This window comes from Bradyrhizobium sp. Leo78 (assembly GCF_059512425.1).
In genome coordinates, this window is record NZ_JCAMOT010000003.1 from 361,949 (window position 1) to 377,563 (window position 15,615).

Annotated in this window: 14 protein-coding genes; 4 read left to right on the forward strand and 10 right to left on the reverse strand. The window is 63.3% G+C overall.

The genetic code is table 11. The features are described from left to right. Positions 1-142: 142 nt before the first annotated feature. The 4 genes from AC5ZG1_RS06395 to AC5ZG1_RS06410 all read right to left on the reverse strand — a co-directional run bounded on the left by AC5ZG1_RS06395 (position 143) and on the right by AC5ZG1_RS06410 (position 3,309). On the reverse strand, positions 143-967 hold the full coding sequence (locus tag AC5ZG1_RS06395) for an ABC transporter permease (protein WP_496132303.1): 825 nt from the start codon (positions 965-967) through the stop codon (positions 143-145). Then, entirely contained in the window at positions 960-1,469 is a 510-nt protein-coding gene (locus AC5ZG1_RS06400) for an ATP-binding cassette domain-containing protein (RefSeq protein ID WP_496132304.1), read from the reverse strand. The genes AC5ZG1_RS06395 and AC5ZG1_RS06400 overlap by 8 nt, the downstream gene beginning before the upstream one ends. A gap of 1 nt (position 1,470) precedes the next feature. Beyond that, positions 1,471-2,478 carry an ABC transporter substrate-binding protein gene (locus tag AC5ZG1_RS06405; RefSeq protein ID WP_496132305.1) on the reverse strand — a complete coding sequence of 336 codons (1,008 nt, stop codon included), beginning with the start codon at positions 2,476-2,478 and terminating at the stop codon, positions 1,471-1,473. A gap of 432 nt (positions 2,479-2,910) precedes the next feature. Further along, a complete protein-coding gene (locus AC5ZG1_RS06410) occupies positions 2,911-3,309 on the reverse strand; it encodes a VOC family protein (RefSeq protein WP_496132306.1) in 399 nt (132 codons plus the stop codon). A 221-nt stretch (positions 3,310-3,530) separates the two neighbouring features. On the opposite strand from AC5ZG1_RS06410, the gene AC5ZG1_RS06415 reads away from it, so the two are divergent. Beyond that, positions 3,531-4,523, forward strand: coding sequence for an NAD(P)-dependent oxidoreductase (locus tag AC5ZG1_RS06415; protein ID WP_496132307.1), 993 nt, complete (start codon positions 3,531-3,533; stop codon positions 4,521-4,523). Between the two features lie 15 nt (positions 4,524-4,538). Next, positions 4,539-5,321, forward strand: a complete 783-nt coding sequence (locus AC5ZG1_RS06420; RefSeq protein WP_496132308.1) for a class II aldolase/adducin family protein — start codon at positions 4,539-4,541, stop codon at positions 5,319-5,321. Positions 5,322-5,388: 67 nt separating this feature from the next. Here AC5ZG1_RS06420 and AC5ZG1_RS06425 read toward each other — a convergent pair whose 3' ends face one another. Together AC5ZG1_RS06425 and AC5ZG1_RS06430 are read right to left on the reverse strand one after the other, a co-directional pair. Then, positions 5,389-6,750: an FAD/NAD(P)-binding protein gene (locus AC5ZG1_RS06425; RefSeq protein ID WP_496132309.1), complete on the reverse strand. Its 1,362-nt coding sequence runs from the start codon at positions 6,748-6,750 to the stop codon at positions 5,389-5,391. Positions 6,751-6,908: 158 nt separating this feature from the next. Beyond that, the gene (locus AC5ZG1_RS06430; protein ID WP_496132310.1) at positions 6,909-7,823 is read right to left on the reverse strand and encodes a LysR family transcriptional regulator; all 915 of its coding nucleotides are present in this window, start codon (positions 7,821-7,823) and stop codon (positions 6,909-6,911) included. A gap of 89 nt (positions 7,824-7,912) precedes the next feature. Between AC5ZG1_RS06430 and AC5ZG1_RS06435 the strand changes: the two genes are divergently transcribed. Together AC5ZG1_RS06435 and AC5ZG1_RS06440 are read left to right on the forward strand one after the other, a co-directional pair. Further along, positions 7,913-8,836: a hypothetical protein gene (locus AC5ZG1_RS06435; protein WP_496132311.1), complete on the forward strand. Its 924-nt coding sequence runs from the start codon at positions 7,913-7,915 to the stop codon at positions 8,834-8,836. Then, complete coding sequence (locus AC5ZG1_RS06440) at positions 8,833-9,843, forward strand: DUF2891 domain-containing protein (protein ID WP_496132312.1); 1,011 nt, start codon at positions 8,833-8,835, stop codon at positions 9,841-9,843. The genes AC5ZG1_RS06435 and AC5ZG1_RS06440 overlap by 4 nt, the downstream gene beginning before the upstream one ends. 15 nt (positions 9,844-9,858) lie before the next feature. Here the strand turns inward: AC5ZG1_RS06440 and AC5ZG1_RS06445 are convergent, their stop codons facing one another. From AC5ZG1_RS06445 to AC5ZG1_RS06460, 4 genes are read right to left on the reverse strand one after another with little or no spacing between them, the layout of a single operon-like run. Continuing rightward, positions 9,859-11,583, reverse strand: coding sequence for a dipeptide ABC transporter ATP-binding protein (locus AC5ZG1_RS06445; RefSeq protein ID WP_496132313.1), 1,725 nt, complete (start codon positions 11,581-11,583; stop codon positions 9,859-9,861). Continuing rightward, positions 11,562-12,410, reverse strand: a complete 849-nt coding sequence (locus AC5ZG1_RS06450; RefSeq protein ID WP_496132314.1) for an ABC transporter permease — start codon at positions 12,408-12,410, stop codon at positions 11,562-11,564. The genes AC5ZG1_RS06445 and AC5ZG1_RS06450 overlap by 22 nt, the downstream gene beginning before the upstream one ends. Continuing rightward, positions 12,407-13,417, reverse strand: a complete 1,011-nt coding sequence (locus AC5ZG1_RS06455; RefSeq protein ID WP_496132315.1) for an ABC transporter permease — start codon at positions 13,415-13,417, stop codon at positions 12,407-12,409. Before AC5ZG1_RS06455 ends, AC5ZG1_RS06450 begins: the two co-directional genes overlap by 4 nt. 38 nt (positions 13,418-13,455) lie before the next feature. Next, positions 13,456-15,108 carry an ABC transporter substrate-binding protein gene (locus AC5ZG1_RS06460; protein ID WP_496132316.1) on the reverse strand — a complete coding sequence of 551 codons (1,653 nt, stop codon included), beginning with the start codon at positions 15,106-15,108 and terminating at the stop codon, positions 13,456-13,458. Positions 15,109-15,615: the final 507 nt, after the last annotated feature.

Below are 15,615 nucleotides of genomic sequence, written 5' to 3' on the forward strand. Positions count from 1 at the left end.
CGTGCACTGCGCGGCTCGGCGGAGCGAGTGGCGAAGGTCTACGCAAAACAAACAAGCTGCGATTGCCGCGCGGGCCGAACGAATGACGCACCAGAGCAAGGCGGCAGCACGCACATCGAGACGAGACCGATAGGGCCGCGTATTAGGTTTGAATCTGTCCCCAGCGCTGCACCGTGATCCGTGTCAGGCTCCGAAAGATCGCGCCCTCCACGAGGAGGCCGATCAGAATCACCGTGAGCAATCCGGCGAAGACGCTGGCGGTCTCCAATTGCGCGCGGCTGGTGTAGATGAACCAGCCAATTCCGCCGGAGCGAGCGCTGACGCCGAAAACCAGTTCGGCCGCAATCAGCGTGCGCCAGGCGAAAGCCCACCCGATCCGCAAGCCCGACAAGATCTGGGGAAAGGCCGCGGGTACCAGAATCTCCACGACGAAACGGCCGCCTGATAAGCCGAGGTTACGACCGGCCATTCTCAGAGTTGGCGGGACGGCGAGAAAACCGCCGTGGCAGGCAAGGGCGACCGGCCACAGAACCGAGTGAACGATGACGAAGATGAGACTCGGCGTTCCCACACCGAACCATAGCAATGCGATGGGAAGCAGCGCGATGGCGGGAAGCGGATTGAACATCGACGTCAAGAGACCAAGGGCCTCGTTGCCCCAGCGCGTCAAGGCAGCAAGCGTTGTAAACACAGCGGCGACGGCAACGCCTAGTGCGTAGCCGGTGATCAGAACCCGTAATGAGGTCAATGCGCGATTGGGCAGTTCGCCCGACAGTATAGCCGACCACAGTGCCGACAGCGTCGCGCCCAGGGTTGGCAGCAGAAGCGCGTTGTCGAGCCAGCGGGCATAGAGCTCCCAGGCGAGAGCAAAGCCGGCGAGGATGACGAAGCGCCGCCAGGGCGTTCCCTCGAGTGCACGCCGCAGCGCTGGTGCGCGAACCAGATTTGGCGCCGCGATGTCAGACATGATCGATCTCCGGGCCGGCAAAGACGGTCTCCTGGATCCGCCGTTCTAACTCGGCGAAACCTGCTGCGCCGCGGGTACGGGTTTCCGGTGGAACATCGAACGCTGCGGCCAACCGCCCTGGATGCGGCGTCAGGGCGAGGATACGGGTTCCGACGCGGATCGCCTCGTCGATGCCATGCGTCACGAACAGGGCGGTATCGAACTCCTGAAACACGGTCATGCGGTCGGGACCCGGGGCCCCGATCCGCCGGCCGCTCATGCGAATCTCGCCGGCACTTGGCTTGAGGAAGCCGCCGACGGCACGCAGCAATGTGGACTTGCCGCAGCCCGACGGGCCCAGCAGAACCAGTCGTTCGCCGGCCGACATCCTGAAGCTGACGTCTTCGACCGCTGTTAGGATGCCGTCAGGTGTCGGATAGCTGATGCTGATGTGATCTAGCTCGAGCAGGGTAGGCGATGCGGTCTCGCCGACGAGACCGGTCAGCCGCGGAGCCACGTTCATGTCAGCTTCCAGGCTTCTCTCCGAGGCCTGACCAGAACAAGTCCCGCCACGATGCTGGGGCCTGTTTGATCAAACCGACCTTGGCCTCGAAATCTGCGAACTTCTGGGCTCCCTCCGGTGCCGTCGTGAAATTGACGTCCTTGTCGCGAATGATGCCCTCGACGAAGTCTGGCGCGAGCTTCGAACCCTCCGCTTTGATGTAGAGCGCGGCGGCCTCCTTCGGATTAGCCTTGATCCATTCGTTGGCGCGGTCGAGACCGCGGACGAACGCCTGGATCGTCTTCGGATTGTCGTTGACGAACTTCGTGGTGGAATAAACCACGTTAAAAGTGTGGGGACCGCCGAGCACGTCGTAGCTGTTGAGGACCTGATGCACCTTGCCGCTCGCCAATTGCTGTTGCGAGAACGGCGGCGAGGTGAAATGCGCCGTGATCTCGGAGTGTCCCGAGAGGATTTGGGCCGTCGCGTCCGGGTGGGGCATGCTGACGGTTAGCTCGTCGAGCTTGTCGTATTTGCCGAATGCCTTGTCCGCCGCCATCTGAAGGACGATTGGCTGGAAGCCGACCTTGACCGAGGGGAGTGCGATTCGGTCTTTTTCGGTGAAATCCGCCAGCGTCTTGATGTTCGGATTGTTGGTGGTGAGGATATTGGCCATCGAGCCCAAAGAAGCCACACCGATGATCTTGGCGGTGGTCCGCGTTTTGTCCCAGGTCAGGATCATCGGCGTGATGCCTGCCGTCGCGAAGTCGAGGCCACCCGAAATCAGCGCTTCGTTCATGGCGGCTGCGCCGGAAAGCCGAAGCCATTCGATCTTAGGCGGTGCGATGCCGAGCGCCTTGGCTTCCTGCTCGATCAGTCCCTTTTCGCTGGCGACGATGAGCGGGAGATAGGCGATGCCGAATTGCTGGGCGATGCGAAGCTGGTCCGTCTCGGCGCGGACGGCATCTGCGCCAATTGCCGCCATGATCAGGGCGAGCGCGGCTGCGTAGAAAGGCTTCGATGCAATCATTCTGTGTCTCTCAGTTTTTCGTTCGATCGGCCGGTACATGCCGTTTTCCGGCCCGCTTAAAGCCACACTTTCAGGAAATCAGGCGGCCGGTCCAGTGAACTGATGTCACGGCGCGATCTTCGAAAGAATCGCGCTGACCGGACCGCGTTCGGCAGACATTTTCTTCTCCAATCGTCTTTCGGTGAAGAAGTGTGTTCTCAGTGCTGCGAGGTGTACATCCATTATCTACAGCGCGTGTCGAACCTGTGCAGGCAAAGCCGCGACCGTTGAACTCCGGAAAACGCTGTATCGTTCACGGTGACGTCCAGGGAAGTCTGTTCTACGTCGAAACAGTCGTCTCCCTGATCGGCAATGGCAGCACGAGTCGTTCGCGACGAGCGTCGAAAAGAGTTCTGCCTTTCATTGAGCGCGTGTGCCGCCCGGCCGACTGGATCAGCGTGAGGTCGAAGGCAGCACGTCCGCCGGATGCTTGTCGTTGTGTTCGACATATTCGACGAGTGTCTGGTCCGGGTGGCGCACGAGCATGTTTCGACCTGTGGGGACCGGCTTCGGTGCTTCCAGGACCGTCGCACCGACTGTCGGCAGATGGGCTGCGAAAGCCTCGATGTCCTCCACCATGAACGTCATGTGCGTTGCGGTGAACCGTTTCAGGCTCTGTTCGGTTCCGGCGACGAACAGGATCGATGCGACCTGCGCCAGTCTCAGATCATATTCAGGATAATCAAAGCGAAGACGCGCCTTCTGACCGATCAGAGTCTCGTAGAAGGCGACGGCCGCATCTAGTTCCTCCAGCGGCAGGTAACGCCGCGTCAGGATGTTGAGGACTTTCATGAGCGATCTCCTTGATTACGGCTCAACATCTCTTCGCTCGCGCGAATGTCAAGCCGCATGCGCTGTCGCACTTGCGGCCTGCGAGCCACGCGCAGAGACGAATTGTTATGCCTCGCCGAGGCGGCTCGTCCTGTTGTTGCAGGATGCCGGTCATCTTTGAAAAGACTATCTTGCGCCGAGCACCTAGCATGTATGCTTCATTGCTATCATGAACGCGTGACATGAACACTCCCCGAATCGAAACCAGGCGCGCATCCACCAGCGTTCGATCGCCAATCATCGTCAATCAGTTCGGTGCGGAAGTAGGTGCCGCCCTCGTTGATCATTGGTCGCGTCCGCTGATCATCGACCACCCCGCTGATCGCGCGCCCTGGGAGATTGCTCCGGAGGCCGACGTGCTGCTGACGCGGCCCCTGGCGGGCTGGCACAAGGCACCTGCGAGCAAGCCGGCGGGCTGGCCGTTCGGCCTGCGCTGGATTCAAACTGCATCGACGGGATTCGATTTCTTTCCGGGGTGGCTGCTCGACGGTCCCGTGGTCACCGTTGGCCGCGGCATCTCGGCCGATCCGATCGCAGAATATGTCCTTGCCGCGATCCTCGCCTTCGAAAAACGCATCCACGACATTCGGCCTCGCAGCCGCGAGCAATGGAAGATCACCCCGCTGGGCTCGCTCAGCGGCAAGACGATCGGAATCGCAGGGTTCGGCGCGATCGGCCGCGCCGTGGTCGCGCGGGTCAAGCCGTTCGGCGTCAGCATCAAGGTTCTCCGACGGTCGGCCTGGCAATATCTACTCCCGGGCATCCAGCCCGTGGACAGCATCGAGCAACTGGTCGAGGTCTCCGATCATCTCGTCCTCGCGCTGCCGGCGACAACGAAGACGACACGTCTGATCAATGCCGACGTATTGGCACGGGCCAGGAAATCGTTGCATCTGATTAACGTCGCGCGCGGCCGCATCGTCGATCAGACCGCCCTGTTGCGGGCGCTCGACGAGGGGCGGATTGCCGGCGCGACGCTCGATGTTACCGACCCCGAGCCGCCGCCCGAGGGCCATCCGATCTATAGCCATCCCAAGGTCGTCCTGACCCCGCACGTTTCATGGACGGGTGGCGAGGATGCCAAGCGGCTGGCCGACAAGACGCTGGTCAACCTCGACGCCTATGCGCATGGCGTGGCGCTGGCCGACGTCTTCGACAAGAACCTCGAATACTAGAAAAGGACCCCAACAATGAACAAGGTTGTCGAGAAGCCGAAGAAATACTCCCTGGTCGAGCGCACGCCGTCAGCGTCGTTCGAGGAGGAGCGGCTGCACCGCAAGCAACGGCTCGCCGCAACGTTCCGCCTATTCTCGCGCTACGGCTTCGATCAGGGTCTCGCGGGCCACGTCACTGTGCGCGACCCGGAATATCCCCAGCGCTTCTGGATCAACCCACTCTCGAAGCATTTCAGCCAGATCAAGGTGTCCGATCTTCAGCTCGTCGATCACGACGGCAACATCCTCATTGGCGACAAGCCTATCAACCAGGCCGGCTTCGTTATCCATTCGGCGATCCATGCCGCGCATCCGGAGGTGATCGCAGCGGCCCACACCCATTCGACTTATGGCAAGGCCTGGTCGGCACTCGGCCGCCTGCTCGATCCGCTGACGCAGGATTCCTGCGCATTCTACGAGGATCACGTGCTGTTCGATCCGTTCTCCGGCGTCGTGCTGGAGGCGGAAGAGGGCCGCAAGATTGCGCAGGCGCTGGGATCGAAGAAGGCCGCCATCTTGCAGAACCATGGCCTGCTCACGGTGGGGCCGACCATCGAGGCGGCCGCGTGGTGGTACATCGCGATGGATAATGCCGCGCGCGCGCAGTTGCTAGCCGAGGCCGCCGGCACGCCAAAACCGATCCCCCATGAGATCGCCAGCCTGACCTCGCGGCAGGTCGGTACGCACAAGGGCGGCTATTTCAGCTTCCAGCCGCTGTGGGACTGGATCACCGAGGCGGAGCCGGATCTGTTCAACTAGAGCATCATCCGGACCCGAAGGGCCGCGCCAGCGAAAAGTGTGGAGCGGTTTTCCGACAAGGTCATGCTCAAACAAGAGGAATCTCGGACGCGCGGAGCCGCCCAGCCAACTCCGCGCATTGCTGTCGGATGTCGGGAACGGCAATGATCTCCCAGAATGCGGCCCGCGTTAGCGGGCCGACGGCGTAGAGACGGCGAGAGGGAGATTCGTCGCGATTGATGATCGCGCAGTCGCGTGTGACGTCGATGCCGATCCGCAATGGATCGATGCGAGCAAGGCCTTCGTCGAGCAGGCTGCGCACGGCCGGGTTGGTGCTGGCTCCGGGATCCCGAACGATGCCGGTGCAGTCGACGATGACTCCGACTTGCAGCTCGGATGTCTCGCTTTGGCCTCGCCTGCGATAGAGAACGAGCGCGCCGCCGGGGTTCGGCGCGATGTTGGCGAGCTTGCCGGCGATGATCGTCAGACGCTTCGTCCCGAGGGCCTCCGCAATGCGCGCCTCGACCTCCGGCGCAGTGCGGTGGCGATGGACATCCCACCAGGCGCGGGCGTGTTCTAGGAAACGGCGCCTGGAGCTCAAGGACAGCTCTTGCCAAAGCTGCTGGGTGAAAGGCCTGATCGCGTCGATGGCACCGCGCCAGTCGCCGCCCTCGGCGACGTGCAGTTCGACCCGTCGACGCAACCAGCGCAACAGCGGCCCGATCTCGGCGCCGAACGGAATCTCGTTTTCGGCAAAGCGCATCGGATCGACGCGTCGGTGAGCTCTTGGCAACAGGCCGCGCCGCGACATGGCGACGATCGGCCCCTGGTGGCCGTGGCGCAGCAACGACAGGACATAGTCCACCATTGAAAGACCGGTCCCCAGGATCAGCACGGTGGCGTCCGTGTCGATGCCGGCGTCGGCGGGAGGGGCCCAAGGGTCGGCATGGCCCGCCAGCAGCGGGGCTGCGGCATCATGGCCGGTCGCGAGAATGGCCGTGCTCCCGGTGATGCATGTTCCGTCTGCAAGGGTGACAGCGACGTCGGACGGATTTTCTCGGATCGCCGCACACTCGCCGCGCACGATGGTCAGACCTCGCGTCCCGTCGCGCGATCTCAGCGGCGCGATCAGATCGGCGAGGTAGTCCCCGTAGGTTTGCCTTGGAACGAAGCAATAGGGATCGGGACAAAGCGGTCCGCCCGGCCGTGCACACAGCCAGTTCCAGAAATGTTCGGGATCGTCGGGCAGCGCGCTCATATTCGTCACGCGCACATTGAGGAGATGTTCGGGATTGCCTGCATGATAGGCAAGCCCGCGTCCGATCTCCGCCCCCTTCTCGATCAGGGTCACGCGGAGACCAGATGGATTGGTCTTCAGGAGCTGAAAGGCGAGGAGGACGCCGCTGGCGCCTCCGCCGATGACGATCGCGTGCCGCCCCTCCGGACCCATCGTGCCGCCCCCGTGTCTGGTCGTTCGGTCAACGTCGCAGAACTGCGTTTGGTTCTACGGCTCAAATGCGTTGATTGTCAGACAGGTGCGATATTCTCTTACTCGGCGAATAAGGGAGGCGACGCTCTGTCGAAGCACAATTTTCTGGGACGATCTTGTCAGAATTCCTTGCAAACACGACTGACCAATTCGATGAACCAGCGCAGCGCCGGGTCGGCCATGGCGCGGCGGGAGTGGAGCAGGTCGATAGTGAATGGCTCCACATCATAGGGAACAGCAACGACGGATACGCAGGCGGCGGCCGCGAAGCGGCGCGCGATGCGCTCGGCCATGGTCGCCACGAGATCGGTTCCGGCGACTGCAAATGGCACCGCGACGACGTGGGCGAGCGTGATCGCAGTCCGGCGCTTGCGTCCGTGCCGGCTCAGCATCGTGTCGATCGCGCTAGGAAGTCCGTCGCCGCCGGCGGATGAGAACAGCACATGCGGAAGACGCGCATACTCATCCCTGGTGAGCGGCGCCTTGCGCCTCGCGCGCTTGGCGTCGCGAATGCAGACGAATGTCTCCTTGAAGAGCGTGCATCTTGTGATACGCGGGGAAGCGGGAAGGTGGCCGCCAATCAGCACGTCGACGTCGCCGCGCTCGAGGCTCGCGACACTCGCGGCCGGATCGATGATGGGACGCACCACGAGATCGATCCCCGGAGCTTCCCGTCGCAGCGCCTCAACCAGTGCCGGCACCACGATGAGGTCGCCATAATCGGTCGCGGCAATCGACAGGCGGCGGCTGACTGTTGCCGGATCAAATGCTGATGTGGGCGCGAGCACACCTCTGATCTGTGCCAGTGCGTCGCTGATCGGCTGGGTCAGCGCCAGTGCCTTGGCCGTCGGTTGCATGCCGCAGGCCGAGCGCACAAAAAGCTCGTCAGCGAACAGCGCGCGCAGCCGCGTCAACACGCTGCTCATCGATGGTTGCGCGAGGCCAATGCGTCGGCCGGCGCGGGTCACGTGGCGCTCCTCCATCAGCGCCTCGAAGGCGACCAGGAGGTTGAGGTCGACGGAAGCTAAATTCATCTGAGCAATGATAGATATAGCAATAATCGATTTCAAGAATGTCGTGAGATGTGGTCCTTTGGCGGAGACGACATGACTGGACGAGGCGTGTGCGACCCTCACTGCTGCGCCTCATCCCGCGCGGACCGACATTGCTGGCGCTCGGCGTGCTGCTTGGGCTCGCCTTTCCGGCGCTCGCGGATTTGGCGCGCCCACTGATGCCGATCACGATCTTCCTGATCGTGCTCGGAACGCTATTGCGGATCGACAGCAAGGCTGTCATCGCCGCGCTGCGGCGGCCGTCACTCTCCGTGCTGCTTCCCGCGATCGTCATGGTTGCCTGCCCGCTGTTGGTCGGTATTGCCGGCCGCGTCTTGAACCTCGGTCCGGAACTCGCGCTTGCAATCGTGCTCGCCGTGTCGGCGCCGCCATCGAGCGGAACGGCGGCGGTGGCACGTATGCTCGGGCTCGATGGCGCGGTGCCGCTCGTGGTGACGGTGTTGTCTATGGTGCTGGCTCCGGTCACCGTGCCGCTTCTGGCGGGCTGGTTCGGGGGACTAGAGATCAGCGCGCTCGAGCTTGCGCTGCGTCTGGCGCTGCTGATCGGCAGCGCTGAAGGCGTGGCGTTCCTGGTCCGACGGCATGCGGCCTCGATGCTGGCGGCCCATGGCGAGGTCGTCGACGGGATCATTGTCACGGCGCTCCTCGTCTTTGCCGTTGCGACCATGGCCGGCATTCGCGCGCAGATCGCCGCCGATGTGCAAGCCGCCACGCTGTGCCTCGGGCTTGCCTTTGCCTGTAATATTGCCCTTCAAGCGGCGGGCGCCGTGCTGCTGCCGGGCAATCTGGGCCAGCGTCTGACTGTGGGCCTCATCCTCGGCAATCGCAATGTCGGCCTGGTCTGGTCGGCGCTGGGTGCTGCCGCCTCGCCGCGCATGGCCCTATACTTCGCCGCTGCGCAATTTCCGATCTACCTCCTGCCGCGCCTGATCGAGATATTGATCGGGCGGAACACTGGGAAGGCCAAACCGTGACCACGCCCCGTCTCACCCTCGATCACGCCCAGCATTTCGCCCGCATCGCGCTCGGCCATGTCAGGCGGGAATATCCCAACAATGTGGACCACGCGCTGGCCGAACCGGCGGACGCCCGCACGCCGAGCCAGCTGCACCCGATCTTCTACGGCAGCTATGACTGGCACTCCTGCGTCCACAGCTACTGGATGCTGGCGCGACTGCTGCGCCGCTATCCTGATTTTGCGCCGGCGTCTGACATTCGCGCGCTGTTCGACACGCAGTTCATTGCCCACAAGGTCGCCGCCGAGCGTGCTTACTTCGCTCGCCCGACTGCCCGCGGCTTCAAGCGGCCTTATGGCTGGGCCTGGCTGTTGAAGCTGGCAACCGAGTTAGCGTTGCAATCCGATGACCGCTGGGGTCGCAATCTCGCGCCGCTGACCGAGGTCATCGTGCAACGCTTTCGCGACTTCTTGCCGCGAGCGACATATCCAGTGCGCGTCGGCACACATTTCAACACCGCGTTCGGCCTGCGCATGGCCGCCGACTACGCCGATATCAGCAAGGACGACGGTCTGACGAAGCTGCTGCGCGACACCGGCCAGCGCTGGTATGGCGAGGATCGCGATTGCCCGGCCTGGGGTGAGCCGAATGGCGATGATTTCCAGTCGTCGGCCCTGATCGAGGCCGAGTGCATGCGGCGCCTGTTGCCGCCGAACGAGTTCTTGCCCTGGTTCGGTCAGTTCCTGCCGCGATTGTCCGAGCGGCAGCCCGCCACGCTGTTCCGGCCTGCGTCGGTCAGCGATCGCACGGACGGCAAGATCGCCCATCTCGACGGACTTAATCTCAGTCGGGCCTGGTGCTGGCGTTCGCTCGGCAATGCGTTGCCCGCAACCGACCCCTGTCGCGCCATTGCTCAGGAAGCCGCGCAGGAACATCTCGCCGCAGGCCTTCCTCATATCGCCGAGCATTACATGGGCGAACACTGGCTCGCGAGCTTCGCCGTTCTCGCGCTCGATGACGAATGAGCGACACTGTTTCGATCATTCGGCAGCGATGATCAACCGAGGCCGCAACTGCGGCGCATCTGCGGTGTCGGTGACGCCTGAAGGGATGGAGGCCAGCAGGGACTTTGTATAGGGCTGCCGCGGATCGTCGAAGATGTCGGTGACGGTCCCATGCTCGACGATGCGTCCACGGTGCATCACCGAGACGGTGTGGGCGAGTTGGCGCACCAGCGCCAGGTCGTGGGAGACGAACACATAGGTAAGGCCGAGATTGGCCTGTAGCGAGAGCAGGACTTCGACGATGTCGGCCTGGACGCTGACGTCGAGCGCGGAGGTGGGCTCGTCGAGCACGATCACATCGGGTTTGAGCGCGAGTGCGCGAGCGATGGCCACGCGCTGGCGCTGGCCGCCCGACAGGGCCGCGGGCTTGCGGGATAGGAGGTGCTCGCTAAGCCCGACGTCGGCCAGGGCCTCGCGAACCCGCTCGTCGCGCTCCTTGCGCGTTCCGATCCTGAAACGGTCGAGCGGTTCGCGCACCAGCTGCTCGATCGTCCAGGTCGGGTCGAGCGAGGTGAACGGATTCTGATAGACCAGCTGAAGGTGGCGCCACACCGAGCGCAATGCCTCCGGCGAGCGACCGGTAATTGGTTCGCCGGCGACCGCGATGGTCCCGCTGTCGGGTTGCTCGAGGCCTAGCAGCAGCCGGACCGCTGTGGTCTTGCCTGAGCCGGACTCGCCGACCAGCGCGTGCGTGGTGCCGGCGGGAACGGTGAATGACAAATCGCTGGCGGCCGTCAGCGTCTTGCCGTCGACGGTGAAGGTCTTCGTGACGGCGCTGACCTCGATCTTCGGCGTCGCACCGGCACCGGTCTTGAGAGCTGATAAGCCAGTGTCGCGCAGCGCGGCGTAACGGTCGGGGTTAAGCGCCGGGACATCGGCGCGCAGCTTCCTTGCGTAGGCCGACGCCGGCGAGGAGAAGACGGCAGCAGTTCGGCCGGCTTCCTGGATGATACCGTCCTTGAGCACCACCAGCGAGTTCGCGCGTTCGGCGGCGATCGCAAGATCGTGCGTAATGAGCAGCAGACTGATCTTGAGATCGTGCTGCAGCCGCGCGAGCAGGTCGAGGATGCGCTTCTGGATCGTGACGTCGAGCGCGGAGGTCGGCTCGTCCGCAACCAGCAGTGCCGGCCGCGGCAGGATCGCCAGGCCAATCAGCACACGCTGGAGCATGCCCCCGGACAGCTGGTGCGGATATGAGTCGTAGACGCGTTGCGGATTGTCGAGTCCGACCTCGGCGAACGTCTCCAGGATGAGCTGCTTGCGGATGGCCTTGTCCGACTCGTCGAGTAGCGCTGCTGCCTCGTGTGCCTGGGCACCGATCGTCCGCACCGGGTTGAGTGAGTTGGCGGGATCCTGCGGCACGAAACCGATGGCTCGTCCTCGCAGAGGCCGGAAGCCGCGTTCGGAAATCCCCAGTACCTCCTGGCCGTCGAAAGCAACGCGGCCGGTGGCGCGCCCGCCGCTCGGGAGCAGCCGCAGCACCGCGCGGGCGATGGTCGATTTACCGGAGCCGGACTCCCCGATGAGAGCGAGGCTTTCGCCGCGGCCGAGTTCGAACCCCACATTGGTCACGACCTCGTGCGGCCCGTAGGAGACCGAGAGGTCATCGACCCGGAGCAGCGGAAGCGAGCGTAGCGGCACTGGCGCGGGGAGCTCTGCGCGTGTGAATACGTCGGCGGTCAGTCTGTCTTGCGCAGCCATCGGCTGATCCTGTTCACAGAGAGGACGGTCGCGATCGTGACGAAGGCGGGCGCGTACACCAACCACGGCCATTTGAGGTAGTCCTTGCCGATCGAGATCAACAGACCCCAATCGGAGGCGGGAGGCGGATCGCCGTAGCCCAGGAAGGCAAGACTCGCGATCACCAGGATCGACAGGCCGAATTGCAAGACCGCGAGCGGGAGCACCGAGCGCGATGCGTTCGGCAGCACGTGGCGCAGCAGAATATGCCAGCGCGAGCCGCCCATCAGGAACGCCGCCTCGACGAAAGTAGCTTGCCGGGTCTTGATGACCTCCGAGCGCATTACCCGCGCGAACACGGCCACCGCGGAGACGCCGGTCGCAATCGCGGCGTTCGTCGTGTCGAAACCGATCGCGGTAACGACGATCACTGCCAGCAGGAAGTTCGGGATCGCCAGCAGCACGTCGACGAGGCGAGCGAGCACGATATCCACCCAGCCGCCCAGGAAGCCTGCGAGCAGGCCGATGAGGCCGCCGGTGACGGCGGCGATAGCGACCGCGATGAGAGCGCTCGTCACCGAGGACGCCGTGCCGTAGACGACGCGGGTATAGAGGTCGCGACCAAGGTGATCGGTGCCGAACCAGTGTGCGGCACTCGGGCTGAGCAACTTCTCCGCGGGAACACCGGCGATCGGGCTATGACTCGTGAACAAGCCTGGCGCCAGCGACCAGGCAATCACGATCGCGACGACCGCGAAGGAAAGCGCGACGGTCGGCGGCACGCGAAGAGCTGCCAGCCGGCCGATCGCCGTGACGCGCGAGGTGGAGGAGAAGGAGGCGAGGGTCATGGCGTCACCGCCGGGGATATCGCTGCGGCGCTGTCGTCCGCAGTGGTCGGGCGGACCCTGTGAACACCGATCAGCTTCACGCGCGGGTCGAGCAGCGGGTAGACGAGATCTGCGGTCAAATTAACCAGCACGAACACGACCGCCGCGAGCGAGACAACCGCCTGCAGGACCGGCAAATCCTGCGTGCTCACCGCACGCTGTACCAGGCTGCCAATGCCGGTGCGGCCGAACACCGTCTCGGTGATCAGCGAGCCGCCGAGCAGCTCGCCGATGGCAAGCGCGATGACGGTGACGACCGGGAGCGAAGACGGCTTGAGCAGATGTTTTGCAAATAGGCGCATCTGCGTCAGACCACGGCCGCGCGCGACCGCCGCGTATTCCTGCTCGGACTCCTTGTCGAGGTTCGCGATCAGCACCTCGGCGATCCGCGCGGAGACGGGGATGCCCAGCGCGACCGCGGCGAAGAAGGTCGCCCAGAAGCTGTCGGGCGCGATCACGCGGAACAGGCCGAGCTGGAAGCCGAACACGTGGATCAGCACCAGGCCGATAACGAAATTGGGCACCGACAGGAACAACGACGGGAAGCCGCGCAGCAAACCCTGGCCGAATCGTTTCGGAAGAAATTGCGTACCATAGGCGATCGTCACCGCCAGCAGCAGCGCGATCGCGAACGCAGCGGTGGCGAGGATCAGCGTTGAGGGAAGAACCTCGGCGATCAGAGTTGCGACGGGTCGGCTGGACCGCATCGACAGGCCGAGGTCGCCGATGACGAAATGGGACAGCGACGTCCAGAGCTGAACCGGAATCGGCTGGTCCAGGCCCTGGGCGGCGATGATCGCCTTGATCTCGTCCTCGCTGAACCCGTTTTGGGGGTCACGCAGGACGTTCGTGATGGGGTCGCCCGGCAAAATGCTGACGACGACGAACGTAAAGACGTAAGCGAGCAGGATCACGACGAGCGCCTGCAAGAGGCGCTTTGCGGCATAGGCAAGGTAAGCATTGATCATGCCGGCGCCCTCGTCGCGCTATTCGCTCGCATGGCGCCTTACTCGCCCTTCGTGGCCGTGTAATAGCTGGCGTAGGCGATGCCGTTGTAGACTTCGCCCTTGAGCCTCGGGGACTGCACGTAGATCCGCTGGACGATCTGCGTGCGCGGAATGAAGTAGCCCTGCTCGAGGACGTAGGTCTGCAGCTCATCGAGCAGCGGATTGCGAACCTCGAGAGAGGCGGCGGCGGCAATCTTGTCGCGCAGCTCGTTGAGCTTCTTGTCGCTGTCGCCGAGATTGAACCAGTTCTCGCCATTGTTGGCATCGGTGAGGATGCTGGCGACCGTGCCGGCATCGATGAAGCTGCGGGTCACCTCATAGGCCGGCACGGCCGGACCGCCGAAGCGGACCTTCTCGCCGAACGTCACGACGTCATAGGCGCGAATGGTGACCTTCCAGCCGATCTTGGCGAGCTGCTGGGCAATGAGTTCGTCGATCGACTTCGCCGTCGCGAGGTAGGGGTTGGAGTGAAGCGTGAGCGACAGCTGCTTGCCGTCCTTGGTGCGGATGCCATTGGCCCCTTTGACCCAGCCAGCTTCGTCGAGCAGCTTCTCGGCCTTACCGGGGTTGTAGGCCAGGAGGTCGCTGTGATCGGTCGCACCGGGGACGTTGCTCTGGATGAAGGACGTCGCCAGCTTCCAGTCGGGCGTATAGATGGTGTCGATGATCTCCTTGCGGTTGATAGCGGCCTGGAGCGCCTGGCGTACCTTCACATCGTTATACGGCTCCAGCTTGGTGTTGACCGCCAGGCCATTGACGAAGCCGAGATAGCGCGGGGTTGCGGTAGTAAAGCCGGCGTCCTTGAGAGATTTCAGCTCCTGCGGCGAGGGGCTGTAGGCGACATCGGCCTGTCCGGATTGAACCGCCGCGACCCGCAGCGATGGCTCGGACACGATCTTGTAGGTGATTGAGTCGAGATAGGCCGGGCCGGTGTGGCCGACGGCGGCGGGACCCCAATTGTAGTCCTTGCGCTTGACCAGCTTGACGAAGTCGCCCTCCTTCCAGGCGGCGACCACGTACGGCCCGCTGCCGGACGTCTTGCCAAGGTCGGCCTGCTGGGCTGGGGGCTGCGCGAGTGTCTTTGGGGAGATGAGAATCGAGCCGTGATAGCCGAGCGTCGGAATGAAGCCGAGTGTCGGCGCCTTGAAGAAGACCTTCACGGTGGTTGCGTCGACGGCCTCGGCGCGGTCATAGGTCTTCGGGAAGAGGCCAACCGGGTTGATGCCCTCGCTCTTCCGGCCAGCGTACCAGATGTCCAGATTGGCGATGACGGCCGATGCGTCGAGTCCGGTGCCATCGGAGAACGTCACACCCTTCTTGAGGTGTAGGGTGAACTGGGTGGCGTCGTTGCTCTGTTCCCAGCCTTCAGCGATCCAGGGACTAACCTTGCCATCAGCATCGACATAGACGAGCTTGTCGGCCACGTGGCCCCAGATGTGGCCTTGGAAGCTGGAGATGGAGCTGTTGTTTGGAATCCAGGTGCCGCCGAGCGAATCGATAAGGAAGGTGATGTCACCGCCATTTGGCGGAGCGCCGGCACTTCGAGCTGGGGATAGGCCCGTCATCGCCGTCAAGGTAACCGCTGCAACAACGGAGGTTGCGATCAACAGCCGACGTCGGGAGAGCAAGAGCGAAAAGAAGCGCGCGGTCATAGATAACCCCTGATGATTCGTGGCGTCGGTCGGCCCACGGTCCTATGGAGATACTTCGGCACGGTCGACGTTTCTGCCTAGGAGAAGTGAAACGAAGAGACATAGCCATTCCAAATTTCGCTGGAGACGGGCAACAAATGCCTCGGGATCGGAGCAATGAGCGCGACGGCCATTTCGTCTCGGCGCGAATGTGCTCGATCGAGGTTGTCTTATGACAAGAATTAGTCGACTGTCGTTCCTGGCCGAGCGTCAAATCGAGTTCACTTTCGAAGCGCTCCTCTCAGGCTCGTCAAATCGCTTGGTGCATCGCCGTCTTGAAAAGACATTCTGCTAAACGCTGCGCGCGGTAGAACGGCATTCGTGCTGGCGACCGAAATACGAATTTTGCTACCATCGAATTGCGCGTCGGAGTTTGCGAAGGTGACGCCGTCTCAGCTGAGACGGAGCAAGTTCGATTTATGACGGATGCGTCGCTACTTTCCAGGCCTGCCGATACGAAGGTGGCGC

What these genes read in the sequence shown, in the direction of transcription:
- AC5ZG1_RS06395 (WP_496132303.1), bottom strand. Translation starts at nt 967, where the DNA reads ATGTCTGACATCGCGGCGCCAAATCTGGTTCGCGCACCAGCGCTGCGG.
- AC5ZG1_RS06400 (WP_496132304.1), bottom strand. Translation starts at nt 1,469, where the DNA reads ATGAACGTGGCTCCGCGGCTGACCGGTCTCGTCGGCGAGACCGCATCG.
- AC5ZG1_RS06405 (WP_496132305.1), bottom strand. Translation starts at nt 2,478, where the DNA reads ATGATTGCATCGAAGCCTTTCTACGCAGCCGCGCTCGCCCTGATCATG.
- AC5ZG1_RS06410 (WP_496132306.1), bottom strand. Translation starts at nt 3,309, where the DNA reads ATGAAAGTCCTCAACATCCTGACGCGGCGTTACCTGCCGCTGGAGGAA.
- AC5ZG1_RS06415 (WP_496132307.1), top strand. Translation starts at nt 3,531, where the DNA reads ATGAACACTCCCCGAATCGAAACCAGGCGCGCATCCACCAGCGTTCGA.
- AC5ZG1_RS06420 (WP_496132308.1), top strand. Translation starts at nt 4,539, where the DNA reads ATGAACAAGGTTGTCGAGAAGCCGAAGAAATACTCCCTGGTCGAGCGC.
- AC5ZG1_RS06425 (WP_496132309.1), bottom strand. Translation starts at nt 6,750, where the DNA reads ATGGGTCCGGAGGGGCGGCACGCGATCGTCATCGGCGGAGGCGCCAGC.
- AC5ZG1_RS06430 (WP_496132310.1), bottom strand. Translation starts at nt 7,823, where the DNA reads ATGAATTTAGCTTCCGTCGACCTCAACCTCCTGGTCGCCTTCGAGGCG.
- AC5ZG1_RS06445 (WP_496132313.1), bottom strand. Translation starts at nt 11,583, where the DNA reads ATGGCTGCGCAAGACAGACTGACCGCCGACGTATTCACACGCGCAGAG.
- AC5ZG1_RS06450 (WP_496132314.1), bottom strand. Translation starts at nt 12,410, where the DNA reads ATGACCCTCGCCTCCTTCTCCTCCACCTCGCGCGTCACGGCGATCGGC.
- AC5ZG1_RS06455 (WP_496132315.1), bottom strand. Translation starts at nt 13,417, where the DNA reads ATGATCAATGCTTACCTTGCCTATGCCGCAAAGCGCCTCTTGCAGGCG.
- AC5ZG1_RS06460 (WP_496132316.1), bottom strand. Translation starts at nt 15,108, where the DNA reads ATGACCGCGCGCTTCTTTTCGCTCTTGCTCTCCCGACGTCGGCTGTTG.